Genomic DNA, 22,249 nt, shown 5'->3' with positions numbered 1-22,249 from the left:
CCCTAATTTGGGCCGGAACAGGGGGCAGCTCCAGCCGGGAGAAAAACGCGCCGACTCGTCAGCCGGCGCGTGAAAGATCAGACGCGACGACGCTTCGAAGGACGCACGCCATTGTGCGGGATCGAGGTGACGTCGCGGATCGACGTGATCTGGAAACCGACCGCCTGCAGCGCACGGAGAGCCGATTCACGGCCCGAACCCGGACCCTTCACTTCGACTTCGATGGTACGAACGCCGTGCTCGGCGGCCTTCTTGCCGGCGTCTTCCGCGGCCACCTGAGCGGCGTACGGGGTCGACTTGCGGCTGCCCTTGAATCCCATCGCGCCGGCGGACGACCACGAAATGGCGTTGCCCTGCGCGTCGGTGATGGTGATCATGGTGTTGTTGAAGCTGGCGTTCACATGCGCGACGCCAGAGGTGATGTTCTTGCGTTCGCGACGGCGAATACGCTGCGGTTCACGTGCCATGGATGATTCCTGACCTTGTTAGCTGAACGCCGGGCGATCGTTTCCGACCTGCTCCGGCGGAGAAGTGAGCGCGGCTGGCGCTTACTTCTTCTTACCTGCGATCGGCTTCGCCTTGCCCTTGCGGGTGCGCGCATTGGTGTGCGTGCGCTGGCCGCGAACCGGCAGGCCCTTGCGATGACGCAGACCGCGATAGCAGGCGAGGTCCATCAGGCGCTTGATGTTCATCGCGGTCTCGCGACGCAGATCGCCCTCGACCGTGTGGTCGGCGTCGATCGTCTCGCGGATCTGGAGAACCTCCTGATCGGTCAGGTCCTGAACGCGGCGCTCGGGCGCGATGTTCAGCTTGGCGGTGATCTCCTTCGACTTGGTCAGACCAATGCCGTGGATGTAGGTCAGCGCGATCACCACGCGCTTGTTGGTCGGGATGTTGACACCCGCGATACGTGCCATGAAATGTTTCTCCTAGCTCCACAGGGGTCGGCATGGCTAGCCACGACCCCCATCTCGTCGCATCCTCCGAACAACACCGCCCGCCCCTGCCATTGCATCTACGCAAAGCGCGGCGAGCGCAGACGAGCGCCGCCGGAGCATCCGGTATTTCGGAGGGATGTGCAGTTAGGCGCGCGCAAACGCGGTGTCAAGCAACGGGTTCCGCCGGACCACGGTCGATCATGCTCGGCGCCGCCGTTCCGCTACGCTGTCGCACGAGCGCCTGCCGCCAGCGATGAAGCGCGATGCCGGTCCACAACAGTTCGACCGCACCGAATGGCCATGCACCTTGCAGGAAGCCATAGGCGGAACTGAGCAGGCAGCCGAACGCGAAGCCCAGCGTCCACCACGGCGAGCGCGCCTCCATCATATAGCAGAGCAGCATGAACAGGATGGCGAACAGGCCGAACATGTTGAGCGAATTCATCGGGATATCCTGATCGATTCTCTGCCGCGATCATGGCCCGATACTGCGGCCGGATCGACGCCGTTAACCATTTGGTAGGTCGGAAAGCGCGATAGCCGGGGCTCGTTCAAAGGATTGCGCCATGGCCCTGTCACAGCATGCCTATAGCCGGATCGCCAAGAAGGTGCAGGCCCCCTTGCCGGCCACCGCGGGCTGGTCGCCACCGCCGATGCGGGACCTGATCGCGCGAATCGACGCCGCACTGCTCGAACGGCGCGCGTCCTGAGGTCGCGGGCACCGGCCTACATCAGCGGGAACGGCGCCCGGGCGGAGAAGGCCATCAGCAACAGCATGCCCGACAGGCCCGCAGACAGGCCGCACAGCACATAGCCGATATATTGCAGCATCGGTGGATTGGGCCGCTTGAGCCGGGCGTTGCGGGACGCACCCTGCAACACGAAGCTCATCAGCATGCCATAGGTAAAGACGATCGCCCCAAGCATAACGCTCCTTTTTGCCGAAACCGGCGCAAAGCCCCCGCGACCTGCCGGCCGCGTGTCGTAAGCGGCCCCCCGACCGCCATCGTCGAACACTATATCGTGCCCACGCTAGCAAGCGGTTAACCCTCAGCCGGGCGGGAAACGCGACGAATTCGCTCGCTTCAGATCGGCAGGACGATCCGTGCGATCAGTCCGGGCGCGTTGTCGGCCAGTTCGAAGCGGCCGTCGTGCAGCCGCGCCACCGCCTCGATCAAAGCCATGCCGAGTCCGGCCCCCGGCGTGGTCCGCGCGGCATCCAGCCGCCCGAAGCGCTTGCGTGCCTGCGCGCGATCCGATTCGGCTATGCCGGAGCCGCGATCCTCGACCTGGATTGCGATCGCCTGCCCGTGCACGACCAGCCGCAGCGTCAACACGCCCCCGTCGGCGGCATGCTTCAGCGCATTGTCGATCAGGTTGGTGATCGCCTGACTGAGCAACTCGCGATGCAGCGGCATCGCCGGCGCGGACGCGTCGATCGCGACGGTGAAGTCGAGCCCCGCCTCCTCCGCCACTGGCTCGTACAGTTCGGCGATTTCCCCGACGAGTGCGGCAGGCTCGACCATGATGAAGCGATCGCGTGAGACCGATTCGGAACGGCTGATTTCGATGACCATGGTCAGCATGCGCATGACGAGGTCGGTCTCGACCAGCAGCCCGCCCAACGCCGCCTCTCGTGCAGCAGGATCGGCGATCAGCACCGCCTGTTCGGTCTTGGTGCGCAACCGCGTGAGCGGCGAGCGCAGATCGTGTGCCAGGCTGTCGGTGACGAGGCGGAGTTCCACCATCAGCCGTTCCAGCTTGCCCAGCATCAGATTGAGTTGATGGCCGAGCCGATCGAACGAATCGCGGCGGGCGACCGCGACGGGAACGCGGCGCGACAGATCGCCCTCGCCTGCGGCCGCGATCACCGCCGCGATCCGGTTGAGCCGCCTGCCGACGTAGCGGGCCAGCACCAGCCCCGCAGCGACGCCGAGCACCAGCGACAGCAGCACCGCGATCGCCAGCGCGCCCTCGATCGCGCGCCGCTCCGCCTCGACGAGGTCCAGCCGACGTCCGGCGAGCAGCCAGTGTCCGCCGATCGGGCGCAGCGAATAGCCGATATCGCCGGTGGCGGCGGATGCGTCGACATCGGCGATGCGGAACAGGCTGGGGACCAGCGGCACCGCGATCCGCCGTGGCCCGAAGCCGGCGACGCGATCACCGTTGCGATCGAGCACCGCCAGCAGCAGCGAAGTATCCCCCGCGGCACGTGCATGCTCGATCGCCTCGATCACCGCCGGCAAGCCCCCCGCCCGGTAGAGCGCACGCATCGCATCCGACTGCTCGATCGTCTCGCGTCGCACGGTGCCGATCACCGCCGCATCGGTGCGGGTCCAGACGAAACCGACCAGCACCAGATTGGAGACGAGCGCCAGACCGATCGAGAGCAAGGCGATACGGGCGGTGACCGACAGGCGCATCGCCCCTCCTAAACCCGGCCATGACGAATGGCGACAGCCCGTTACGCGGATCAGCCCCGGCCTTGCGTCCCCACCGGGCTTCAGCCGGCGTCGGCCGCCAGCCGATAGCCGGCACCGCGCACCGTATGCAGGATCGGCGAGGCGAAGCCATCCTCAAGCTTGCGGCGCAGCCGGCCGATATGGACATCGACGACGTTGCTGCCCGGATCGAAATGATAATTCCAGATCTTTTCGAGCATCATCGTGCGGGTGACGACCTGCCCGGCGTGGCGGGCCAGGAATTCGAGCAAGTTGAACTCGCGCGCACCCAGCGGGATCGTGCGACCGGCGCGGGTGACGGCGCGGGAAAGCAGATCGATTTCGAGGTCCCCGACCGCCAGCCTCGTCCGCGCCGGTTCGGTCGCGGCACGATCCGAACGTCGGACGAGCGCCTCGATCCGCGCGGACAGTTCGGCGAACGAGAAGGGTTTGCAGAGATAATCGTCGGCACCCGCCTTCAACCCGTCGACCCGGTCGTCGACTGCCGCAAGCGCGGAGAGGACGAGCACCGGCGTCGCGATGCCCGCGCCACGGATCGCGCTCACCATCGCGAGGCCGTCGAGCCCCGGCAGCATGCGATCGGCGATGATGAGGTCGAAGATGCCTTCGCTGGCAAGGAACAGGCCATCGCGCCCGTCATGTGTCACCTCGACCGCATAACCGGCCTCCGACAGCCCTTTCGCCAGATAGGCTGCGGTCGAGCTGTCATCCTCGACGATCAGGATCTTGCGGCTCACGGGACCCTCCTCACGAATTTCCGATACAGGAAAGGCCGGCGGAAAGCATCCCTTCCGCCGGCCCCCTACGGCACCCCCGGGAGTGTCGGGTACCGATCTCGCTGGCCGCATCGCGACCGTGTAATCGCTTTACCCGGATCGGAGTGGCTGCGGTGTGACCGCGACATGACAAAAGCGTCATGGAGGGGCGGGAGGAGTGGCTGGAGCCGCACCATCATTCCTCCCCCGCAAGGGGGAGGTGGCGCGGCGTAGCCGTGTCGGAGGGGGAGGTAAGCGACGTCCGTCGTCATGCAACGCGTCGCTTACCTCCCCCTCCACCATCCGCTGACGCCGGGCGTCCCCTTCCCCCTGGCGGGGGAGGACTTGAACGGTCGTTAAGGTCGGTTTGGGATGGAGCTTCCGGAGTCGTACCACCATTCCTCCCACGCGAGGGCGAGGTGGCGCGGCGAAGCCGTGTCGGAGGGGGAGGTAAGCGACGTCCGTCGTCATGCAACGCGTCGCTTACCTCCCCCTCCACCATCCGGCTGACGCCGGACGGTCCCCCTCCCCCTGGCGGGGGAGGACTTGAACGATCGTTAGGATCGGTTTGGGGTGGAGCTTCCGGAGTCGTATCATCATTCCTCCCCCGCGAGGGGGAAGTGGCGCGGCGTAGCCGTGTCGGAGGGGGAGGTAAGCGACGTCCGCCGCTATGCAACGCGTCGCTTACCTCCCCATCCACCATCCGGCTGACGGTCCCCCCTCCCCTGGCGGGGGAGGACTTGAACGGTCGTTAAGGTCGGTTTGGGGTGGAGCTTCCGGAGTCGAACCACCATTCCTCCCACGCGAGCGCGAGGTGGACTGGCTTAAGAGGCCTCACCCGTCCAGAATGCTGGCGATAGCCTGTGACACATGGTCGATATCCGCCATGCCGTTCACCCGTTCCACCAGCCCGCGCGCCTGATAGATCGGCAGGATCGGCGCAGTCTTGGCGCGATATTCCTGCATACGGGTGCGGACGGTCTCCGCATTGTCGTCCGGGCGGCGCTTGAACTCGGTCGAGCCGCAGACGTCGCAGACGCCCTCCTGCCGGGGCAGCTTGAAGCGATCGTGATACCCTTCGCCACATTTGGCACAGGTATAGCGACCCTCGACGCGCTCGATCAGCGCTGCCTCGTCGACTTCCAGCTCGATGACATGGTCGAGCGTCAGGCCGCGCTCCTCAAGCAGCAGATCAAGCGCTTCGGCCTGAGCCGCGGTCCGTGGATATCCATCGAAGATCGCGCCCCCGGCGACACCCTGATCCAGCCGTTCGCCGATCAACGCGGATACGATCGCATCCGACACCAGTTCGCCCGCTTCCATCACGGCCTTGGCCTGCAACCCCACGGGCGAACCCGCCTTGACTGCGGCGCGCAGCATGTCGCCGGTCGACAATTGCACCATGCCGCGCTCGGCCATCAGCCGCTGCGCCTGGGTGCCCTTGCCTGCTCCCGGCGGCCCGAGAAGGATGATGTTCACGCGAGCTCTCCCTGTTCGCCCGTTGTCACGACCGCGTTAGCGGAGACGCCCGCCCTTCAGCTTCGCCTTCTTGATCAAATCGCCATACTGGTGCGCCAGCAGGTGCGACTGGATCTGCGTCACCGTGTCCATCGTCACGTTGACGACGATCAACAGGCTGGTGCCACCGAGGTAGAACGGGATCGACAGCGCCGACACCAGATATTCCGGCAACAGGCAGATGATCGTCAGATAGGCTGCGCCGATGACGGTGATGCGGGTCAGCACGTAATCGAAATACGTCTCGGTGTTCTTGCCGGGACGGATGCCGGGAATGAAGCCGCCATAGCGCTTCAGATTGTCCGCGGTCTCCTCCGGGTTGAACACCACCGCGGTGTAGAAGAACGAGAAGAAGATGATGCCCGCGGCGTAGAGCGCCATGTACACCGGCTGCCCGTGAGCCAGATACTGGTTGAGGCTGATGATAAAATCGCCCCACTTCGATTCACCCGCGACGCGCTGGCCGGCGAACTGGCTGATCGTCAGCGGCATCAGCAGCAGCGACGAGGCGAAGATGGGCGGGATCACGCCCGCGGTGTTGATCTTCAGCGGCAGGTGGCTGCGATCCGCCTGCATGCCGCGCTGCGTTTGGCGCTTGGGGTATTGGATCAGGATGCGACGCTGCGCGCGCTCCATGAAGCAGATGAACAGGATCAGCGCGACGACGGCGATGACGATGCCGATCAGACGAACGGCGTCGATCGAGCCCGAACGGCCGCCCTCCAGCAGGTTGACGAGCGTCGTCGGCAGATGCGCGACGATGCCGGCCATGATGATGAGCGAGACGCCGTTGCCGATGCCGCGGCTGGTGATCTGCTCGCCCAGCCACATCAGGAACATCGTGCCGCCGATCAGGCTGATCACCGCCGCGACGCGGAAGGTCATACCCGGCTCGATCACCGCAGCGACGCCGTTGGTCGCCGACAGCGCCTCGAGCCCGACGGCGATGAAATAGCCCTGGATCGCGGTCAGCGCGACCGTGCCGTAGCGCGTGTACTGGTTGAGCTTCTTGCGGCCCGATTCGCCTTCCTTCTTGATCGCGGCGAGCTGCGGCGACAGCGAGGTGGCGAGCTGCACGACGATCGATGCGGTGATGTACGGCATCACGCCGAGCGCGATCAGCGACATGCGGCTGAGCGAACCGCCCGAGAAGGTGTTGAAGAAGTCGAGCACGCCACCGGTCGTGCGCTCGCTCAGCAGGTTGAGCGCGGTCGGGTCGATCCCCGGCAGCGGCACGTAGCTGAGCAGGCGGAAGACGATCAGCGCACCGATCGTGAACCACAACCGCTTCTTGAGGTCGGTCGCCTGTGCGAATTTCGACAGACTGATGCTTTGCGCCATCTGGTCGGCTGCGGATGCCATGCGTGTCGGTGTCCTGAAACGAAAAGCGGCGGGATGCGTTTTAACCCGCCCCGCCGCTCATATAGGCGCTCGATGCGCCTTGTCTAATCGCGACGCTATCCTTTCGGCCCATTCATCGGACCGAACCGCCGCCCCAACCCCTCCGTCACACCGGACTGGTTCCGGGGTCCACCGCGCCGCGAGGGAATCCTCAGCGGATGAGTGGATGCCGGAACAAGTCCAACATGACGGAGGGGCTAGACAACGAAGAGAACGGCTTACGCCTTGAACGACGCCTTCTTTTCCTGACGCGCCTTATACTGCACGCCCTTCTTGGCGGCGGCCTTCTCGGCGGCCGGCACGACGACCGGGATTTCCAGCGCGCCGCCGGTCTTTTCGACCTGCGCCTTCGCACCGGCCGATGCGCCGGCAACCAGGAACGACAGCTTGGTCGTCAGTTCGCCCTTGGCGAGCAGACGGACGCCGTCCTTGCCGCCACGCACCAGACCGGCTGCCTTCAGCGCCGCCTGATCAATCGTGCCTTCGGCCGACATCTTACCCGAATCGATCGCCTTCTGGATCGCGCCGGTGTTCACCTCGGCATAATCCTTGGCGAAGATGTTGTTGAAGCCACGCTTCGGCAGACGCATGTGGAGCGGCATCTGGCCGCCTTCGAAGCCGGCGATGCTGACGCCTTCACGGCTCTTCTGGCCCTTCTGGCCGCGACCGCCGGTCTTGCCCTTGCCCGAGCCGATACCGCGTCCGACGCGGATCTTGGACTTACGGGCACCCTGGTTGTCGCGGAGTTCGTTGAGCTTCATGATATGCACTCGCTTTCGCTTTTGTCGCGCTCCCGGCCGGGGCCGGGCTGTGGAAACTGGAAAAAGGAAGGGGGCCGGTTAGCCCCCTTCCCCGTATTTGTCACGTGGTGAACGCGGAGGGGGTTAGCCCTGCACCTCGACCATGTGCTGCACCTTGCGGATCATCCCGCGGACCTCGGGGCTGTCCTCCAGCTCCGAAACCTTGTGCATCTTGTTGAGGCCGAGACCGATCAGCGTCGCGCGCTGGTCCTTGGTCCGGCGGATCGGCGAGCCGGTCTGCTTGATCTTGACGGTTGCCATGTCAGTTACTCCACGACGGCCGCAGCATCCGCCTCGGCGGTCTGCGAACCACCGCGGCCGATCAGGTCGGCGATCTTCTTGCCACGACGCTGTGCGACCGACTTCGGCGAAGTCTGCTCACCCAGTGCCTCGAACGTGGCGCGGATCATATTGTAGGGGTTGGACGTACCGATCGACTTGGTCACGACGTCCGCGACACCCAGGCTCTCGAAGATGGCGCGCATCGGGCCCCCTGCGATGATACCCGTACCCTGCGGCGCCGAGCGGAGCGTCACGCGACCGGCACCGAAGTGGCCGTTGCCGTCGTGATGCAGCGTGCGACCGTCCTTCAGGGGAACGCGAACCATCGCCTTCTTCGCAGCCGCAGTGGCCTTGGAGATGGCTTCCGGCACTTCGCGCGCCTTGCCGTGGCCGAAGCCGACACGACCCTTGCCGTCGCCCACGACGACCAGCGCCGCGAAGCCGAAGCGCTTGCCGCCCTTCACCGTCTTCGAGACGCGGTTGATGTGGACCAGCTTCTCGATCAGCTCTTCGCCGCCGTCGTCCTGACCCGGACGACCGCCACGACCGTCGCGACCGCGACCACCGTCACGACCGCCGCGATTGCCGCCGGGGCCACCCGGACCGCGACCGCCACCGCCGCCACCGCGACCGCCGCGGGGACCACCACGGCCACCGCCGCCGGGACCGGCATAGCCGCCGCCCTGCTGGCCACCCTGAGGTGCCTGTGCCTGCGTATCCTGGGGAGCGCCTTCAGCCGCTGCGGGCTGCACGTTGTTCTCGTCAGCCATTATTAGAACTCCAATCCGGCTTCACGCGCGGCTTCCGCCAGCGCCTTGACACGGCCGTGGAACAGGAAGCCGCCGCGGTCGAACACGACCTGCGTCACGCCGGCTGCCTTCGCGGCCTCCGCCACGCGGGTGCCGACTGCCGCCGCCGCCGCGATGTTCGCACCCGACGTGTCGCGCACGTCCTTTTCCAGGGTGGACGCCGACGCGACGGTCTTGCCGGCGACGTCGTCGATCACCTGGGCATACATGTGCTTGCCCGAACGATGAATGGACAACCGCGGACGGGTGCCCGAACGCGCCTTCAGCGCGGTACGGTTGCGCCGACGGCGCTTCGCGAAAAGAGAGAGACCCTTGGTCATTACTTCTTCTTCCCTTCCTTGCGGAAGATGAACTCGCCGTCGTACTTGATGCCCTTGCCCTTGTACGGCTCGGGCTTGCGCCACTGACGAATCTCGGCGGCCAGCTGGCCGACCTTCTGCTTGTCGGAACCGCTGATCTCGACGGTGGTGGCGTCCGGCGTTTTCACCTCGATGCCTTCCGGCACGTCGATGTTGACGTCGTGGCTGTAGCCGAGCTGCAGCTTGAGGTTGCGACCCTGCGCCGCGGCGCGGTAGCCGACGCCGGTGATGAGCAGCTTCTTGGTGAAGCCGTCGGTCACGCCGGTCACCAGGTTCTGCACCATCGTACGCTGCATGCCCCAGAAGGCACGGGCCCGCTTGGTGTCGTTCGCCGGCTGCACCGAAATGCCGCCGTCCTCGATCGTGTAGCTGATCTCGTCGCGCATCGGCATCGTGAGGGTGCCCTTGGGACCCTTCACGCTGATGATGCCCTTGTCGATCGACGGCGTCACGCCGGCCGGTACGGGAACCGGCTTCTTACCGATGCGGCTCATCAGAAGACCTCCGCAAGGACTTCGCCGCCGACATTCTGCTCGCGCGCTTCCGCGTCGGACAGAACGCCGCGAGGCGTCGAAACGATGGTGATGCCGAGGCCGTTGCGGACGCGCGGCAGTTCCTGCGAACCGGAATAGACGCGGCGGCCGGGCTTCGAGACGCGCGCGACGTGCTTGATCGCGGGCTGGCCCTCGAAATACTTCAGCTCGATGCGGACGCCCGCTGCCGGACCCATCTGCTCGTCGCTGTAGCCACGGATGTAGCCTTCGCGCTGGAGCACGTCGAGAACGCGGATGCGGAGCTTCGACGACGGCGACAGGACGGAGTCCTTCTTCGCGCGCTGGCCGTTGCGGATGCGGGTGAGCAAATCACCCAGGGGATCGGTCAATGCCATGATGGAATCCTTACCAGCTCGACTTGGTGAGGCCCGGGATCATGCCCTTGTTGGCCAGATCACGAAGCATCACGCGAGCGAGACGGAACTTGCGGTAGTAGGCGCGCGGACGACCGGTGATCTCGCAACGGTTGCGGATCCGGGTCGGGTTCGAATTGCGCGGCAGTTCCGCCATCTTGAGGCGGGCGATCAGACGCTCGCTCTCGTCGAGGCTCTGGTCGTTGGCCATTGCCTTCAGCTTCGCCAGCTTGGGAGCGTATTGCTTCACAAGCTTCTTGCGACGCTCATTCTTGTTGATCGAACTCAGTTTCGCCATGGACTTAAGCTCTCTTCCTTACTTCGACAAAGCGAGGCTGCTCACGCAGCCTGCTTCTGCTCGTCAGCCTCGGGCTGCGGGAACGGGAAGCCGAACAGGCGGAGCAGCTCGCGCGCTTCGTCGTCGGTCTTCGCGGTGGTGGTGACGATCACGTCCATGCCGCGCACCTTGTCGATGCGGTCATAGTTGATCTCGGGGAACACGATCTGCTCCTTGATACCGCAGGCGTAATTGCCGCGGCCATCGAAGCTCTTCGGATTGAGCCCACGAAAATCGCGGACGCGGGGAAGAGCGATCGTGATGAAACGGTCGAGGAATTCGTACATGCGCTCGCGGCGAAGGGTGACCTTCACGCCGATCGGCATGCCTTCACGCAGCTTGAACTGCGCGATCGACTTCTTCGCCTTGGTGATCACCGGCTTCTGGCCCGCGATCAGCTCCATTTCGGAAGCAGCCTGATCGACGCGCTTCTTGTCCTGGGTCGCCTCGCCGACGCCCATGTTCAGGACGATCTTGTCGATCCGCGGAATCTCGTTGACGTTCTTGTAGCCGAACTTCTCGACCATCGCCTTGATGATCGAGTCTTCGTACATGCCCTTCATGCGGGGCTTGTAAGCTGCATCAGCCATCGATCTTGTCCCCCGTCTTCACGGCCACGCGGACCTTCTTGCCGTCCTGCGTCTCGAAACGAACGCGGGTGGGCTTGCCGTCGGCGGTCACGTGCGCAACCTTCGAGATGTGCATCGGCGCTTCGATCTTCTCGAGGCCGCCCTGCGGATTCGCCTGGGTCGGCTTCTTGTGGCGGGTGGCGATGTTCACGCCCTCGACGACGACCTTGCCGTCCTTCGGCATCGCCAGCGTCACGGTGCCGGTCTTGCCCTTGTCCTTGCCGGACAGAACGACGACGCGGTCACCCTTCTTGATCTTCGCGGCAGCCATTACAGCACCTCGGGAGCGAGAGAGATGATCTTCATGTGCTTCTTGCCACGCAGCTCGCGCACGACCGGGCCAAAGATACGGGTGCCGATCGGCTCCTCGTTCTTGTTGACCAGAACGGCAGCGTTGCCGTCGAAGCGGATGGTCGAGCCATCGGCACGATGGATGTCCTTGGCGGTGCGGACGATGACGGCACGATGCACGTCACCCTTCTTCACCTTGCCGCGGGGCTGTGCTTCCTTGATGCTGACGACGATGATGTCGCCGACCGATGCCGTGCGACGCTTCGAGCCGCCCAGCACCTTGATGCACTGCACCCGCTTCGCGCCGCTGTTGTCTGCGACGTCGAGATTGGATTGCATCTGGATCATGGATCCATTTCCTTCTCGTCTATGGGGTGGATACCGACCCAACCCCGCCTAAAATAATGACCCCGGCGCAGCGAACTGCACCGGGGGAGCGGCCCTGTAACCACTCCGCTGGCAGGACGCAAGCCCTGCCCTCTTCATCCGCCGGCCGGGGCCGGCGGCGAATTATGCGTCGACGTCGACCCGCTCGGGCGTCGCGTGGGTGTTGACCCGATCGACGACCTTCCAGGTCTTCAGCTTCGAGATCGGCGCAGTCTCTTCGATGCGCACGGTCTCGCCCTGCTTGTACTCGTTCGCCTCGTCATGGGCGTGGTACTTCTTCGAACGACGGATGATCTTGCCGTAGAGCGGGTGCTTGACCTTGCGCTCCACGTTCACGACCACCGTCTTCTCGCCCTTGTCGGACACGATCAGTCCGGTCAGCACGCGCTTCGGCATGATTGTATCCTTACTTGGCAGCCGCGGCGCTGGTGCGCTGCGCCTGGAGGGTCTTGATCCGCGCGATGTCGCGACGGACTTCCTTGACGCGGCTCGGCTTTTCGAGCTGGTTCGTCGCCGCCTGGAAGCGGAGGTTGAACTGCTCGCGCTTCAGCTGGCCGAGGTTCTCGGACAGCTGATCGTCGCTCTGGCTGACGAAATCGGTCTTAGCCATGTTTACTCGCCTCCGAGGTGGCTGGTGTCACCCAGGCGGGCGACGACCTTGACTTTGATCGGGAGCTTCATCGCGGCGCGCTCGAACGCTTCGGCAGCGATCTTGCCTTCGACGCCGTCGAGCTCGAACAGGATCCGGCCCGGCTTGACACGGGCGGCCCAGAACTCCGGCGAACCCTTGCCCGAGCCCATGCGGACTTCGGCGGGCTTGCCCGAGACGGGGACGTCCGGGAAGATGCGGATCCACAACCGGCCCTGACGGCGGATGTGGCGCGTGATCGCGCGGCGGGCCGCCTCGATCTGGCGGGCGGTGATCCGCTCCGGCTCCATCGCCTTCAGGCCGTACGACCCGAAGTTGAGCGAAAAGCCACTCTTGGCGTCGCCGGAGATCTTGCCCTTGAAGGCCTTGCGGAACTTGGTCTTTTTCGGTTGCAGCATGTCTGTTGCCCCTTAACGACGGTCGTCGCGGGCCGGGCGGACGCCGGAAGTCTGTGCTTCCATCATCAACCGGTCCTGCGCCATCGGGTCATGGCCGAGAATCTCGCCCTTGAAGACCCAGACCTTCACGCCGCACACGCCATAGGACGTGTGGGCCTGGGCTTCGGCATAATCGATGTTCGCGCGCAGCGTGTGCAGCGGAACCCGACCTTCGCGATAGCTTTCCGAACGCGCGATCTCGGCACCGCCGAGGCGGCCGCCGCAAGCGACGCGGATGCCGTCGGCACCCAGACGCATCGCCGACTGGACCGCACGCTTCATGGCGCGGCGGAAGGCGATACGACGCTCGAGCTGGTCGGCGATACCCTGTGCGACGAGCTTCGCGTCGATCTCCGGCTTGCGGATCTCGACGATGTTCAGCGACACGTCGGACTTGGTCATCGCGCCGATCGTCTTGCGCAGCTTCTCGATGTCCGAGCCCTTCTTGCCGATGATGACACCGGGACGGGCTGCGAAGATCGAGATGCGGCACAGCTTGGCCGGACGCTCGATGACGACCTTGGAGATGGCGGCCTGCGGCAGCGTCTTCATGATGAAGGCGCGGATCTTCAGATCCTCCAGCAGCAGCTGGCCATAATCATGGCCCTCGGCGAACCAGCGGCTGTCCCAGGTCCGGTTGATCTGGAGACGCATGCCGATGGGGTTGCTCTTGTGACCCATTATGCTTCTTCCTGCTCGCGCACGACGATGCGCAGACGGCTGAACGGCTTCAGGATGCGGGTGGACTTGCCACGGCCGCGGGTCGCGAAGCGCTTCATGACGATCGACTTGCCTACCGACGCCTCCGATACGATCAACGCATCGACATCGAGGTTATGGTTGTTCTCGGCGTTGGCGATGGCCGAAGCCAGCACCTTGCGCGCGTCGACTGCCATACCCTTGGTCGAAAAGGCGAGGATGTTCATCGCATCGCCGACCGGCTTGCCCCGGATGAGCGCGGCGACGAGGCCCAGCTTCTGCGCGGAGCCACGGATCTGCGTGCCGACCGACAGCGCTTCCTTGTCACCGACCTTGCGGGTGGATTTTGGCTTGCTCATCAGCGCTTGCCCTTCTTGTCGGCGGCGTGGCCGGGGAAGTAGCGCGTCGGCGCGAACTCACCCAGCTTCATGCCGACCATGTCTTCATTGACCGACACCGGCACGAACTTGCGGCCGTTGTAGACGTTGAACGTGAGGCCGACGAACGACGGCAGGATCGTCGAGCGGCGCGACCAGGTCTTGATCGGCGAACGCGCGTTGGTGTCCTGAGCCGTCTCGGCCTTCTTCAGAAGGCTCAGTTCGACGAACGGGCCCTTCCAGACTGAACGAGCCATGGTTAGCCCTTCCTCTTAGTCGAATGACGCGACCGGATAATCATCTTGTCGGTCGACTTATTGTGACGGGTGCGCGCACCCTTCGTCGGCTTGCCCCACGGGGTGACCGGATGACGGCCGCCCGAGGTCCGGCCTTCACCACCGCCGTGCGGATGGTCGACCGGGTTCTTGGCGACGCCGCGGGTCAGCGGACGCTTGCCCATCCAGCGCGAACGCCCGGCCTTGCCGAGGTTCTGGTTCTGGTTGTCCGGGTTCGACACCGCACCGACCGTCGCCATGCACTCGCCACGGATGTAGCGCTGCTCGCCCGAATTGAGGCGGACGATGACCATGCCGCGGTCACGACCGACGACCTGCACGTAGGTGCCGGCCGAACGCGCGATCTGACCACCCTTGCCCGGCTTCATCTCCACGTTGTGGACGATGGTGCCGACGGGGACCTGACCGATTTCCATGGCATTGCCCGGCTTCGTGTCGGTCTTCTTGGCCGCGAGGACCTTGTCGCCCGGCGCCAGCCGCTGCGGCGCGATGATGTAGGCCAGCTCCTCGTCGGCATACTTCACCAGCGCGATGAACGCGGTACGGTTCGGATCGTACTCGAGCCGCTCGACGGTGCCTTCGACGTCCCACTTGCGACGCTTGAAGTCGACGTAGCGGTACTTCTGCTTGTGGCCGCCCGCGATGCCGCGGCTGGTCACATGGCCCTTGTTGTTGCGGCCACCCGACTTGCGCTTGCCCTCGGTCAGCGCCTTGACGGGCTTGCCCTTCCAGAGCGACGACTTGTCGACGAGGACGAGACCGCGCTGCGCGGGGGTCGTCGGATTATAATGCTTGAGTGCCATCTTACTTGGCCCCCTCGGTTACGTCGATCGACTGGCCGTCCTTCAGGGTGACAATGGCCTTCTTCATGTCGGAGCGCTGATAGGGAGCGCCCTTCCACTTCTTGGTCTTGCCCTTCTGGACGATCGTGTTCACGCCGGTCACGTTGACATCGAAGATCGCTTCGATGGCAGCCTTGATCTGCGGCTTGGTCGCGTCGTTCGCGACCTTGAACACGACGGCGTTATGCTCGGAGAGCAAGGTCGCCTTCTCGGTGATGTGCGGCGCGACGATCACGTCATAATGACGGTTGTCGACGGCCTTCTGCTGCTTAGCCATTGAAGCGAGCCTCCAGCTTCTCGACCGCCGCGCGGGTCAGCACCAGCGTGTCAGCCTTCAGGATGTCATAGACGTTGGCACCGGCGGACGGCATCACGTTGATGCCGTGCAGGTTGCCGGCGGCCAGCGCGAAGCTCGTCTCGACGGCGTCGCCGTCGATGACCAGCGCGGTCTTGCCGAAGCCGACCTTGGCGAGATCGCCGACCAGCGTCTTGGTCTTGTTACCCTCGACCACGATGCTGTCCATGATGATCAGCGAGCCGGCCTTGGCATGGCTCGACAGAGCCATCTTGAGACCGAGCGCACGAACCTTCTTGTTCAGGCCGGGGTTGAAGTCGCGGACGCGGGCGCCGTGAGCCTTACCACCGCCGATGAAGACGGGGGCGCGGCGATCGCCGTGACGTGCCGTACCGCCGCCCTTCTGGCGACCGAACTTCTTGCCGGTGCGGGCGACGTCTGCACGCTCGCGCGTGCCACGAGCCGTCTCGCGACGCTTCTCGAGCTGCCAGGTGACCACGCGGTGCAGGATGTCGGCGCGCGGATCGAGGCCGAAGACCTCGTCGTTGAGCTCGACGTCCGCCGCGTCGGTACCGGCGAAGGATTGAACCTTGACCTTCACGTTCAGCCCTCCTGGCCGTCGGTAGCTTCCGGCGCGCTCGTCTCAACGGGCGTGTCGGCTGCGGTGTTGCTGTTGGCAGCCTGCTTCAGGCTGGCGGGATAGGGAGCCTCGGCATGCGCCTTGACCTTGACCGCGTCCTTCACGAACAGCCAGCCACCCTTCGAACCGGGGACCGAACCCTTCACGAAGATCAGACCACGCTCGGCGTCGGTGCCGACGACCTCGAGGTTCTGCTGCGTGCGGTATTTGTCGCCCATGTGGCCGGCCATCTTCTTGTTCTTGAAGACGCGACCCGGATCCTGGCGCTGACCGGTCGAACCGAGCGAACGGTGCGAAACCGAGACGCCGTGCGTCGCGCGCAGACCGCCAAAGTTCCAGCGCTTCATGCCGCCGGCGAAGCCCTTACCCTGGGTACGACCCTGGATATCGACCAGCTGGCCTGCGACGAAATGCTCTGCCGAAATCTCAGCGCCGACATCGAGGAGGTTGTCCTCGGTCACGCGGAATTCCGCCACCATCGCCTTGGGCTCGACTTCGGCCTTGCCGAAGTGGCCACGCTGCGGCTTGGCGACATTCTTGGCCTTGGCGACGCCAGCACCGAGCTGGACGGCGGTGTAGCCATCACGATCTTGTTCGCGACGGGCAATGACCTGGAGGCCTTCGAGTTGCAGAACGGTAACCGGCACGTGGCGGCCGTCGTCCTGGAACAGGCGGGTCATACCCATTTTCTTCGCGATCACGCCAGTACGCATGATCCTGCACTCCTTTTACAGAGGCACGTCCGGGACCATTCCCGCACGTGCTTGCGGCCACTCGAAAGCGACCATCCATCCCGAATTGTACTACGTCGGCCCCGTCCCGGGCTGGTCGCTCCCGTTACCGGGAACATGACGGGAGACGCTGGCCCGGCCCCGAAAGGCCGGCGGTATCTCGTGTCTGTCAGGCACTTCGCAAGGCGGAGCACCCGAACCGGCCATCCCGCCGGAGCGGAAACGGCAAACCCGCGGGACTCACGTCGACCGCGGGGTTGCGGGCCATTACGCCAGCTTGATCTCGACGTCAACGCCTGCGGCGAGGTCGAGCTTCATCAGCGCATCGACCGTCTGCGGGGTCGGCTGCACGATGTCGAGCATGCGCTTGTAGGTGCGAACCTCGAACTGCTCGCGCGACTTCTTGTCGATGTGCGGACCGCGGTTGACGGTGAACTTCTCGATGCGCGTGGGCAGCGGAATCGGACCGCGGATGAGCGCGCCGGTACGACGCGCGGTGTCGGCGATGTCGCCGGTCGCCTGGTCGAGCACGCGATGATCGAACGCCTTGAGGCGAATGCGGATGTTGCTGTCCATGATCCCTACCGATGCGATGGAGCACGACCCCGGCCGTCTCCTCCGCCGAAGCGAAAGACTCGTGCCGCTGGTGCTGGACCGGCGGGATGAGACCCCCACAGGCGCGGGGGCGACGAGAAAGAGCCGTAACTCAGTAAAACTGGAAGCGCGCCCTTAAAGGAGCCCTCATTAAATGGCAACGGCCCGACTCTCCTTTTTTAGGAGAGCCGGGCCGCTGTGGTTCGGGCCGGCGCCGAAGCGCCGATCCGTTTCCTTACTTGGCGATTTCGCTCACGACGCCCGCGCCGACGGTACGACCGCCCTCACGGATGGTGAAGCGCTGGCCGACGTCCATGGCGATCGGCGCGATCAGCTTGATGCCGAGCGAGATGTTGTCGCCGGGCATGACCATCTCGGTGCCCTCGGGCAGCTCGACGGTGCCGGTCACGTCCGTCGTGCGGAAGTAGAACTGCGGACGATAGTTGGCGAAGAACGGCGTGTGACGGCCACCCTCTTCCTTCGACAGCACGTACACTTCCGACTGGAAGTCGGTGTGCGGCTTGATCGAGCCCGGCTTGCAGAGCACCTGGCCACGCTCGACTTCGTCGCGAGCGACGCCGCGGATCAGCGCGCCGACGTTGTCGCCAGCCTGGCCCTGGTCGAGCAGCTTGCGGAACATCTCGACGCCCGTGACCGTGGTCTTGCGGACGGTCGGGTGGATGCCGACGATCTCGACTTCCTCACCGACCTTGACGATGCCGGTCTCGACGCGGCCGGTGACGACCGTGCCACGACCCGAGATCGAGAACACGTCCTCGATCGGCATCATGAACGGCTTGTCGAGCGGACGCTCGGGCTGCGGGATGTATTCGTCGACCTGCTTCATCAGCTCGATGACCGCGTCCTTGCCGAACGTGTCGTTCGAACCCGACAGTGCGCAGGTCGCCGAACCCTTGATGATCGGGATATCGTCGCCCGGGAATTCGTACGAGCTGAGCAGCTCGCGGATTTCCAGCTCGACCAGCTCGAGGATTTCCTCGTCGTCGACCAGATCGACCTTGTTCATGAACACGACCATCGCCGGCACGCCGACCTGACGGGCGAGCAGGATGTGCTCGCGGGTCTGCGGCATCGGGCCGTCGGTGGCCGACACGACCAGGATCGCGCCATCCATCTGCGCCGCGCCGGTGATCATGTTCTTCACATAATCGGCGTGGCCGGGGCAATCGACGTGCGCATAGTGGCGGTTCGTCGTCTCATACTCGACGTGTGCGGTCGAGATGGTGATGCCGCGCTCGCGCTCTTCGGGAGCCTTGTCGATGTTCGCGAAGTCGACCGCGGTGCCGCCGGTCGTCTCTGCCAGCACCTTGGTGATCGCGGCGGTCAGCGACGTCTTGCCGTGATCGACGTGGCCGATGGTGCCGATGTTGAGGTGCGGCTTGTTCCGCTCGAATTTTGCCTTAGCCATTTTCCTACCTTCTGATTCGAATTCGGTGCCGCCGGGGCCACGCGAACGCGGCCCTTTAACGGTAGTTCGTATGTAACGCCAGCCCCTGTGCGGCGGGGCCGACGACGGAGTAAATCCGCCGTCGGACGGGTTCGACTTCGTCGCCCCGCCGTCCGGCCTTCGGCGTCTCGGGGCCAGGTTGCCCTAGCCCCGCGCGCCTCAGGCGAGCTTAGCCTTCACTTCGTCGGCCACGTTCTGCGGCACTTCGTCATAGTGCGAGAACTGCATGCTGTACTGCGCGCGGCCCTGCGTGAACGAACGCAGCGCGTTGACGTAGCCGAACATGTTGGCCAGCGGCACCATCGCCTCGACCGTCTGCGCGTTGCCGCGGCTGTCGGTGCCCTGGATCTGGCCACGACGGCTGTTCATGTCGCCGATGACGTCGCCCAGATAATCCTCCGGGGTGACGACCTCGACCTTCATGACCGGCTCGAGCAGCGTGATGCCCGACTTCTGGGCCGCTTCGCGCATCGCGCCACGGGCACAGATTTCGAACGCCAGCGCCGACGAATCGACGTCGTGGTACGCGCCGTCATAGACCAGGACTTCGAAGTCGATGATCGGGAAGCCGACCAGCGAACCGGTTTCCGCGGTCTCGCGGAAGCCCTTCTCGATCGCGGGGATATATTCCTTCGGAATGTTACCGCCCTTGATCTCGTCCTTGAAGACGAAGCCCGAACCGCGCTCGCCCGGCGTCAGCTTCACCTTGACGCGGCCGAACTGGCCGGTGCCGCCCGACTGCTTCTTGTGGGTGTAGTCGATGTCGACGGGCTTCTTGAGGTATTCGCGATACGCCACCTGCGGCGCACCGACGTTCGCCTCGACCTTGAACTCGCGCTTCATGCGGTCGACCAGAATCTCGAGGTGGAGCTCGCCCATCCCCTTGATGATGGTCTGGCCGGATTCGGCGTCCGACGACACGCGGAACGACGGGTCCTCGCGCGCGAGACGATTGAGCGCGACGCCCATCTTCTCCTGGTCGGCCTTGGTCTTCGGCTCCACCGAGAGCTCGATCACGGGCTCGGGGAATTCCATCCGCTCGAGGATGATCGGCGCGTTCTGCGCGCAGAGCGTATCACCGGTCGTGGTGTCCTTCAGGCCCGCGAGAGCGACGATGTCGCCTGCGAAAGCCTCCTGGATATCCTCACGGCTGTTCGCATGCATCAACAGCATGCGACCGACCTTTTCCTTCTTGTCCTTGACCGAGTTGGTGACCTGCGACGCGGTCTCCAGCTTGCCCGAATAGATGCGGGCGAAGGTCAGCGTACCGACGAACGGATCGTTCATGATCTTGAACGCCAGCGCCGAGAAGGGAACGTCGTCCGACGACGGACGCTCGTCCGGCGTCACGCCGTCGAGCTTCAGACCCTGGATCGCGGGAACGTCGAGCGGCGAAGGCAGGTAATCGACCACCGCGTCGAGCAGCGGCTGGACGCCCTTGTTCTTGAATGCCGAGCCGCAGACGATCGGCACGAACGCCATTTCGAGCGTACCCTTGCGGATCAGCTTCTTGAGGTCGGCGACCGACGGCTCGTTGCCCTCGAGATACGCTTCCATCAGCGCATCGTCCTGCTCGACCGCCATCTCGATCAGCTCGCTGCGATACTTGGCGGCCTTTTCGGCCATGTCCGCAGGAATGTCCTGATATTCGAACTTCGCGCCCAGCGACTCTTCGAGCCAGATGATCGCACGGTTGTTGACCAGGTCGACGAGGCCCTTGAAGCCACCCTCGATACCGATCGGCAGGTACAGGACCGCCGGACGCGCGCCGAGGCGCTCGATGATCGAATCGACGCAGAAATAGAAGTCGGCGCCGGTGCGGTCGAGCTTGTTGACGAAGCACATGCGCGGCACGCCGTACTTGTCGGCCTGACGCCACACGGTTTCCGACTGCGGCTCGACGCCGGCGACGCCGTCGAAGCAGGCGACCGCACCGTCGAGGACGCGCAGCGAACGCTCGACTTCGATCGTGAAGTCGACGTGGCCGGGCGTGTCGATGATATTGATGCGGTGCTCGGGGCCCTTGCCCTCTTCGGCAGACCAGAAACAGGTCGTGGCAGCCGACGTGATCGTGATCCCGCGCTCCTGCTCCTGCTCCATCCAGTCCATCGTCGCGGTGCCTTCGTGCACTTCGCCGATCTTGTAGGACTTGCCGGTGTAATAGAGAATGCGCTCGGTCGTCGTCGTCTTGCCGGCATCGATGTGCGCCATGATGCCGATGTTGCGGTAACGGTCGAGCGGATGGCTGCGGGCCATGATCGTGCTTCCTTAGCGATATGGGGAGCAGGCCCTTCTGGCCCACTCCCCAATATATAGGTGTCTAGGATGCCGGTGAAAAGTCACCGGCGACCGGTTACCAGCGGTAGTGCGAGAACGCGCGGTTGGCTTCCGCCATCCGGTGCGTGTCTTCGCGCTTCTTCACCGCGTTGCCGCGGTTGTTGGCGGCATCCATCAGCTCGCCCGACAGCCGTGCGGCCATCGTGTTCTCGCTGCGGGCGCGAGCGGCGGTGATCAGCCAGCGGATCGCCAGCGCCTGGGCGCGCTCGGGACGAACCTCGACGGGGACCTGGTAGGTCGCACCACCGACGCGGCGCGAGCGCACTTCGATGCCGGGCTTGATGTTGTTCAGGGCGTCGTGGAACACACCGATCGGCTCGCGCTTGGCGCGCTGCTCGACGGTTTCCAGAGCACCGTAGACGATCAGTTCCGCGACGGACTTCTTGCCGTCGAGCATGACCGAATTCATGAACTTCGAGAGGACCTCATCACCGAACTTCGGATCGGGGAGGATAATGCGCTTTTCTGGGCGACGACGACGTGCCATTTCAAAAACCTTTCTAACTTCAGCCTGTTGGTCGAGCCTCCATGAAGGAGGCCAACCGGCTTACTTCGGACGCTTGGCGCCGTACTTGGAGCGGGACTGGCGACGATCCTTGACGCCCTGCGTATCGAGCACGCCACGCAGGACGTGATAGCGAACGCCGGGAAGATCGCGAACGCGGCCGCCGCGGATCAGGACCACCGAGTGCTCCTGAAGGTTGTGGCCTTCGCCCGGAATGTAGCTGATGACTTCGCGCTGGTTGGTCAGGCGAACCTTGGCCACCTTGCGCAGCGCCGAGTTCGGCTTCTTCGGGGTCGTCGTGTAAACGCGGGTGCAAACGCCGCGCTTCTGCGGGTTCTGCTCCATCGCAGGGACCTTGGACTTGGCCTTCTGCGGTTCGCGGCCCTTGCGGACCAGCTGGTTGATCGTTGGCATGAAGCCTTCACCTCGTAAGTGGGTTACTTTGCTGGAGCCATCACAGCACTTCGGAATACAAAAAGGGACGTAGGCGGCGCTATACGCCAC

General features: G+C 64.5%; 34 protein-coding genes. 1 reads left to right on the top strand and 33 read right to left on the bottom strand.

The annotated features are described in order from the left end of the window. Positions 1-77 precede the first annotated feature (77 nt). The 3 genes from rpsK to LRA87_RS03680 all read right to left on the bottom strand — a co-directional run bounded on the left by rpsK (position 78) and on the right by LRA87_RS03680 (position 1,383). Complete coding sequence (gene rpsK, locus LRA87_RS03690) at positions 78-467, bottom strand: 30S ribosomal protein S11 (protein WP_163959464.1); 390 nt, start codon at positions 465-467, stop codon at positions 78-80. 81 nt (positions 468-548) lie between these two features. After that, positions 549-917 carry a 30S ribosomal protein S13 gene (rpsM, locus tag LRA87_RS03685; protein ID WP_037534131.1) on the bottom strand — a complete coding sequence of 123 codons (369 nt, stop codon included), beginning with the start codon at positions 915-917 and terminating at the stop codon, positions 549-551. A 187-nt stretch (positions 918-1,104) separates the two neighbouring features. Then, complete coding sequence (locus LRA87_RS03680) at positions 1,105-1,383, bottom strand: hypothetical protein (protein ID WP_230629402.1); 279 nt, start codon at positions 1,381-1,383, stop codon at positions 1,105-1,107. A gap of 121 nt (positions 1,384-1,504) precedes the next feature. On the opposite strand from LRA87_RS03680, the gene LRA87_RS03675 reads away from it, so the two are divergent. Beyond that, a complete protein-coding gene (locus LRA87_RS03675; protein ID WP_230629401.1) occupies positions 1,505-1,648 on the top strand; it encodes a hypothetical protein in 144 nt (47 codons plus the stop codon). 16 nt (positions 1,649-1,664) lie between these two features. Here the strand turns inward: LRA87_RS03675 and LRA87_RS03670 are convergent, their stop codons facing one another. The 30 genes from LRA87_RS03670 to rpsL form a co-directional block, all read right to left on the bottom strand. After that, positions 1,665-1,865 (bottom strand): hypothetical protein, encoded by a 201-nt coding sequence (locus tag LRA87_RS03670; protein ID WP_230629400.1) that lies wholly within the window; start codon positions 1,863-1,865, stop codon positions 1,665-1,667. A 158-nt stretch (positions 1,866-2,023) separates the two neighbouring features. Then, the gene (locus LRA87_RS03665; protein ID WP_230629399.1) at positions 2,024-3,361 is read right to left on the bottom strand and encodes a sensor histidine kinase; all 1,338 of its coding nucleotides are present in this window, start codon (positions 3,359-3,361) and stop codon (positions 2,024-2,026) included. 80 nt (positions 3,362-3,441) lie between these two features. Then, positions 3,442-4,137, bottom strand: coding sequence for a winged helix-turn-helix domain-containing protein (locus tag LRA87_RS03660; protein ID WP_230629398.1), 696 nt, complete (start codon positions 4,135-4,137; stop codon positions 3,442-3,444). An 852-nt stretch (positions 4,138-4,989) separates the two neighbouring features. After that, complete coding sequence (locus LRA87_RS03655; protein ID WP_230629396.1) at positions 4,990-5,634, bottom strand: adenylate kinase; 645 nt, start codon at positions 5,632-5,634, stop codon at positions 4,990-4,992. 36 nt (positions 5,635-5,670) lie between these two features. Continuing rightward, positions 5,671-7,035 (bottom strand): preprotein translocase subunit SecY, encoded by a 1,365-nt coding sequence (gene secY, locus LRA87_RS03650; RefSeq protein WP_230629394.1) that lies wholly within the window; start codon positions 7,033-7,035, stop codon positions 5,671-5,673. A 257-nt stretch (positions 7,036-7,292) separates the two neighbouring features. Further along, positions 7,293-7,835: a 50S ribosomal protein L15 gene (gene rplO / locus LRA87_RS03645; protein ID WP_230629392.1), complete on the bottom strand. Its 543-nt coding sequence runs from the start codon at positions 7,833-7,835 to the stop codon at positions 7,293-7,295. A gap of 123 nt (positions 7,836-7,958) precedes the next feature. Then, the gene (gene rpmD / locus LRA87_RS03640) at positions 7,959-8,135 is read right to left on the bottom strand and encodes a 50S ribosomal protein L30 (protein ID WP_230629390.1); all 177 of its coding nucleotides are present in this window, start codon (positions 8,133-8,135) and stop codon (positions 7,959-7,961) included. A gap of 5 nt (positions 8,136-8,140) precedes the next feature. Then, a complete protein-coding gene (gene rpsE / locus LRA87_RS03635; RefSeq protein ID WP_230629389.1) occupies positions 8,141-8,926 on the bottom strand; it encodes a 30S ribosomal protein S5 in 786 nt (261 codons plus the stop codon). Positions 8,927-8,928: 2 nt separating this feature from the next. Continuing rightward, the gene (rplR, locus tag LRA87_RS03630; protein ID WP_230629387.1) at positions 8,929-9,285 is read right to left on the bottom strand and encodes a 50S ribosomal protein L18; all 357 of its coding nucleotides are present in this window, start codon (positions 9,283-9,285) and stop codon (positions 8,929-8,931) included. Next, complete coding sequence (gene rplF, locus LRA87_RS03625; RefSeq protein WP_230629385.1) at positions 9,285-9,818, bottom strand: 50S ribosomal protein L6; 534 nt, start codon at positions 9,816-9,818, stop codon at positions 9,285-9,287. The genes rplR and rplF overlap by 1 nt, the downstream gene beginning before the upstream one ends. Then, positions 9,818-10,213, bottom strand: a complete 396-nt coding sequence (gene rpsH, locus LRA87_RS03620; RefSeq protein ID WP_163959475.1) for a 30S ribosomal protein S8 — start codon at positions 10,211-10,213, stop codon at positions 9,818-9,820. Before rpsH ends, rplF begins: the two co-directional genes overlap by 1 nt. Before the next feature lie 10 nt (positions 10,214-10,223). Beyond that, entirely contained in the window at positions 10,224-10,529 is a 306-nt protein-coding gene (rpsN, locus tag LRA87_RS03615; protein ID WP_163959476.1) for a 30S ribosomal protein S14, read from the bottom strand. Between the two features lie 41 nt (positions 10,530-10,570). After that, positions 10,571-11,158, bottom strand: coding sequence for a 50S ribosomal protein L5 (gene rplE, locus LRA87_RS03610; RefSeq protein WP_230629383.1), 588 nt, complete (start codon positions 11,156-11,158; stop codon positions 10,571-10,573). Next, positions 11,151-11,468, bottom strand: a complete 318-nt coding sequence (rplX, locus tag LRA87_RS03605) for a 50S ribosomal protein L24 (RefSeq protein ID WP_230629381.1) — start codon at positions 11,466-11,468, stop codon at positions 11,151-11,153. Before rplX ends, rplE begins: the two co-directional genes overlap by 8 nt. Next, the gene (gene rplN / locus LRA87_RS03600) at positions 11,468-11,836 is read right to left on the bottom strand and encodes a 50S ribosomal protein L14 (protein ID WP_017979484.1); all 369 of its coding nucleotides are present in this window, start codon (positions 11,834-11,836) and stop codon (positions 11,468-11,470) included. The genes rplX and rplN overlap by 1 nt, the downstream gene beginning before the upstream one ends. Before the next feature lie 162 nt (positions 11,837-11,998). Beyond that, the gene (rpsQ, locus tag LRA87_RS03595) at positions 11,999-12,271 is read right to left on the bottom strand and encodes a 30S ribosomal protein S17 (RefSeq protein WP_230629380.1); all 273 of its coding nucleotides are present in this window, start codon (positions 12,269-12,271) and stop codon (positions 11,999-12,001) included. Between the two features lie 10 nt (positions 12,272-12,281). Further along, positions 12,282-12,485 (bottom strand): 50S ribosomal protein L29, encoded by a 204-nt coding sequence (rpmC, locus tag LRA87_RS03590; RefSeq protein ID WP_163959479.1) that lies wholly within the window; start codon positions 12,483-12,485, stop codon positions 12,282-12,284. A gap of 2 nt (positions 12,486-12,487) precedes the next feature. After that, positions 12,488-12,922, bottom strand: a complete 435-nt coding sequence (rplP, locus tag LRA87_RS03585; RefSeq protein WP_230629378.1) for a 50S ribosomal protein L16 — start codon at positions 12,920-12,922, stop codon at positions 12,488-12,490. Between the two features lie 12 nt (positions 12,923-12,934). Then, complete coding sequence (rpsC, locus tag LRA87_RS03580; protein WP_037534164.1) at positions 12,935-13,642, bottom strand: 30S ribosomal protein S3; 708 nt, start codon at positions 13,640-13,642, stop codon at positions 12,935-12,937. Then, on the bottom strand, positions 13,642-14,019 hold the full coding sequence (gene rplV / locus LRA87_RS03575; RefSeq protein ID WP_230629376.1) for a 50S ribosomal protein L22: 378 nt from the start codon (positions 14,017-14,019) through the stop codon (positions 13,642-13,644). The genes rpsC and rplV overlap by 1 nt, the downstream gene beginning before the upstream one ends. Next, positions 14,019-14,294, bottom strand: a complete 276-nt coding sequence (gene rpsS, locus LRA87_RS03570; protein ID WP_230629374.1) for a 30S ribosomal protein S19 — start codon at positions 14,292-14,294, stop codon at positions 14,019-14,021. Before rpsS ends, rplV begins: the two co-directional genes overlap by 1 nt. A gap of 2 nt (positions 14,295-14,296) precedes the next feature. Then, entirely contained in the window at positions 14,297-15,136 is an 840-nt protein-coding gene (gene rplB / locus LRA87_RS03565; protein WP_163959482.1) for a 50S ribosomal protein L2, read from the bottom strand. 1 nt (position 15,137) lies between these two features. Further along, positions 15,138-15,452 carry a 50S ribosomal protein L23 gene (locus LRA87_RS03560; protein ID WP_163959483.1) on the bottom strand — a complete coding sequence of 105 codons (315 nt, stop codon included), beginning with the start codon at positions 15,450-15,452 and terminating at the stop codon, positions 15,138-15,140. Continuing rightward, on the bottom strand, positions 15,445-16,071 hold the full coding sequence (gene rplD / locus LRA87_RS03555) for a 50S ribosomal protein L4 (RefSeq protein WP_230629372.1): 627 nt from the start codon (positions 16,069-16,071) through the stop codon (positions 15,445-15,447). Before rplD ends, LRA87_RS03560 begins: the two co-directional genes overlap by 8 nt. Positions 16,072-16,073: 2 nt before the next feature. Next, positions 16,074-16,823: a 50S ribosomal protein L3 gene (rplC, locus tag LRA87_RS03550; RefSeq protein WP_230629370.1), complete on the bottom strand. Its 750-nt coding sequence runs from the start codon at positions 16,821-16,823 to the stop codon at positions 16,074-16,076. A 285-nt stretch (positions 16,824-17,108) separates the two neighbouring features. Then, entirely contained in the window at positions 17,109-17,417 is a 309-nt protein-coding gene (gene rpsJ / locus LRA87_RS03545) for a 30S ribosomal protein S10 (RefSeq protein WP_007406109.1), read from the bottom strand. A gap of 253 nt (positions 17,418-17,670) precedes the next feature. Next, positions 17,671-18,864 (bottom strand): elongation factor Tu, encoded by a 1,194-nt coding sequence (gene tuf, locus LRA87_RS03540; protein WP_230629369.1) that lies wholly within the window; start codon positions 18,862-18,864, stop codon positions 17,671-17,673. A 198-nt stretch (positions 18,865-19,062) separates the two neighbouring features. Further along, entirely contained in the window at positions 19,063-21,159 is a 2,097-nt protein-coding gene (gene fusA / locus LRA87_RS03535) for an elongation factor G (protein WP_230629368.1), read from the bottom strand. 97 nt (positions 21,160-21,256) lie between these two features. After that, entirely contained in the window at positions 21,257-21,727 is a 471-nt protein-coding gene (gene rpsG, locus LRA87_RS03530; protein ID WP_230629367.1) for a 30S ribosomal protein S7, read from the bottom strand. Positions 21,728-21,787: 60 nt separating this feature from the next. After that, positions 21,788-22,159 (bottom strand): 30S ribosomal protein S12, encoded by a 372-nt coding sequence (rpsL, locus tag LRA87_RS03525; protein ID WP_029936467.1) that lies wholly within the window; start codon positions 22,157-22,159, stop codon positions 21,788-21,790. Positions 22,160-22,249 lie beyond the last annotated feature (90 nt).

Source organism: Sphingomonas sp. Leaf37, from assembly GCF_920939475.1.
In the GTDB taxonomy this organism is placed as follows: Bacteria; Pseudomonadota; Alphaproteobacteria; order Sphingomonadales; family Sphingomonadaceae; genus Sphingomonas.
This window is presented reverse-complemented; position numbering and strand designations above follow the sequence as displayed.

What these genes read in the sequence shown, in the direction of transcription:
- rplB (WP_163959482.1), bottom strand. Translation starts at nt 15,136, where the DNA reads ATGGCACTCAAGCATTATAATCCGACGACCCCCGCGCAGCGCGGTCTC.
- rpsM (WP_037534131.1), bottom strand. Translation starts at nt 917, where the DNA reads ATGGCACGTATCGCGGGTGTCAACATCCCGACCAACAAGCGCGTGGTG.
- rplN (WP_017979484.1), bottom strand. Translation starts at nt 11,836, where the DNA reads ATGATCCAGATGCAATCCAATCTCGACGTCGCAGACAACAGCGGCGCG.
- rpsQ (WP_230629380.1), bottom strand. Translation starts at nt 12,271, where the DNA reads ATGCCGAAGCGCGTGCTGACCGGACTGATCGTGTCCGACAAGGGCGAG.
- rplX (WP_230629381.1), bottom strand. Translation starts at nt 11,468, where the DNA reads ATGGCTGCCGCGAAGATCAAGAAGGGTGACCGCGTCGTCGTTCTGTCC.
- LRA87_RS03560 (WP_163959483.1), bottom strand. Translation starts at nt 15,452, where the DNA reads ATGGCTAAGCAGCAGAAGGCCGTCGACAACCGTCATTATGACGTGATC.
- rpsJ (WP_007406109.1), bottom strand. Translation starts at nt 17,417, where the DNA reads ATGGACAGCAACATCCGCATTCGCCTCAAGGCGTTCGATCATCGCGTG.
- tuf (WP_230629369.1), bottom strand. Translation starts at nt 18,864, where the DNA reads ATGGCTAAGGCAAAATTCGAGCGGAACAAGCCGCACCTCAACATCGGC.
- rplO (WP_230629392.1), bottom strand. Translation starts at nt 7,835, where the DNA reads ATGAAGCTCAACGAACTCCGCGACAACCAGGGTGCCCGTAAGTCCAAG.
- rplE (WP_230629383.1), bottom strand. Translation starts at nt 11,158, where the DNA reads ATGGCTGATGCAGCTTACAAGCCCCGCATGAAGGGCATGTACGAAGAC.
- LRA87_RS03680 (WP_230629402.1), bottom strand. Translation starts at nt 1,383, where the DNA reads ATGAATTCGCTCAACATGTTCGGCCTGTTCGCCATCCTGTTCATGCTG.
- fusA (WP_230629368.1), bottom strand. Translation starts at nt 21,159, where the DNA reads ATGGCCCGCAGCCATCCGCTCGACCGTTACCGCAACATCGGCATCATG.
- LRA87_RS03675 (WP_230629401.1), top strand. Translation starts at nt 1,505, where the DNA reads ATGGCCCTGTCACAGCATGCCTATAGCCGGATCGCCAAGAAGGTGCAG.
- rpsL (WP_029936467.1), bottom strand. Translation starts at nt 22,159, where the DNA reads ATGCCAACGATCAACCAGCTGGTCCGCAAGGGCCGCGAACCGCAGAAG.
- rpsN (WP_163959476.1), bottom strand. Translation starts at nt 10,529, where the DNA reads ATGGCGAAACTGAGTTCGATCAACAAGAATGAGCGTCGCAAGAAGCTT.
- secY (WP_230629394.1), bottom strand. Translation starts at nt 7,035, where the DNA reads ATGGCATCCGCAGCCGACCAGATGGCGCAAAGCATCAGTCTGTCGAAA.
- rpsG (WP_230629367.1), bottom strand. Translation starts at nt 21,727, where the DNA reads ATGGCACGTCGTCGTCGCCCAGAAAAGCGCATTATCCTCCCCGATCCG.
- LRA87_RS03670 (WP_230629400.1), bottom strand. Translation starts at nt 1,865, where the DNA reads ATGCTTGGGGCGATCGTCTTTACCTATGGCATGCTGATGAGCTTCGTG.
- rplV (WP_230629376.1), bottom strand. Translation starts at nt 14,019, where the DNA reads ATGAGCAAGCCAAAATCCACCCGCAAGGTCGGTGACAAGGAAGCGCTG.
- rplF (WP_230629385.1), bottom strand. Translation starts at nt 9,818, where the DNA reads ATGAGCCGCATCGGTAAGAAGCCGGTTCCCGTACCGGCCGGCGTGACG.
- rplP (WP_230629378.1), bottom strand. Translation starts at nt 12,922, where the DNA reads ATGCTGCAACCGAAAAAGACCAAGTTCCGCAAGGCCTTCAAGGGCAAG.
- rpsK (WP_163959464.1), bottom strand. Translation starts at nt 467, where the DNA reads ATGGCACGTGAACCGCAGCGTATTCGCCGTCGCGAACGCAAGAACATC.
- rpmD (WP_230629390.1), bottom strand. Translation starts at nt 8,135, where the DNA reads ATGGCAACCGTCAAGATCAAGCAGACCGGCTCGCCGATCCGCCGGACC.
- rpsE (WP_230629389.1), bottom strand. Translation starts at nt 8,926, where the DNA reads ATGGCTGACGAGAACAACGTGCAGCCCGCAGCGGCTGAAGGCGCTCCC.
- LRA87_RS03665 (WP_230629399.1), bottom strand. Translation starts at nt 3,361, where the DNA reads ATGCGCCTGTCGGTCACCGCCCGTATCGCCTTGCTCTCGATCGGTCTG.
- rpsC (WP_037534164.1), bottom strand. Translation starts at nt 13,642, where the DNA reads ATGGGTCACAAGAGCAACCCCATCGGCATGCGTCTCCAGATCAACCGG.
- rpmC (WP_163959479.1), bottom strand. Translation starts at nt 12,485, where the DNA reads ATGGCTAAGACCGATTTCGTCAGCCAGAGCGACGATCAGCTGTCCGAG.
- rpsS (WP_230629374.1), bottom strand. Translation starts at nt 14,294, where the DNA reads ATGGCTCGTTCAGTCTGGAAGGGCCCGTTCGTCGAACTGAGCCTTCTG.
- rplC (WP_230629370.1), bottom strand. Translation starts at nt 16,823, where the DNA reads ATGCGTACTGGCGTGATCGCGAAGAAAATGGGTATGACCCGCCTGTTC.
- rpsH (WP_163959475.1), bottom strand. Translation starts at nt 10,213, where the DNA reads ATGGCATTGACCGATCCCCTGGGTGATTTGCTCACCCGCATCCGCAAC.
- rplR (WP_230629387.1), bottom strand. Translation starts at nt 9,285, where the DNA reads ATGACCAAGGGTCTCTCTCTTTTCGCGAAGCGCCGTCGGCGCAACCGT.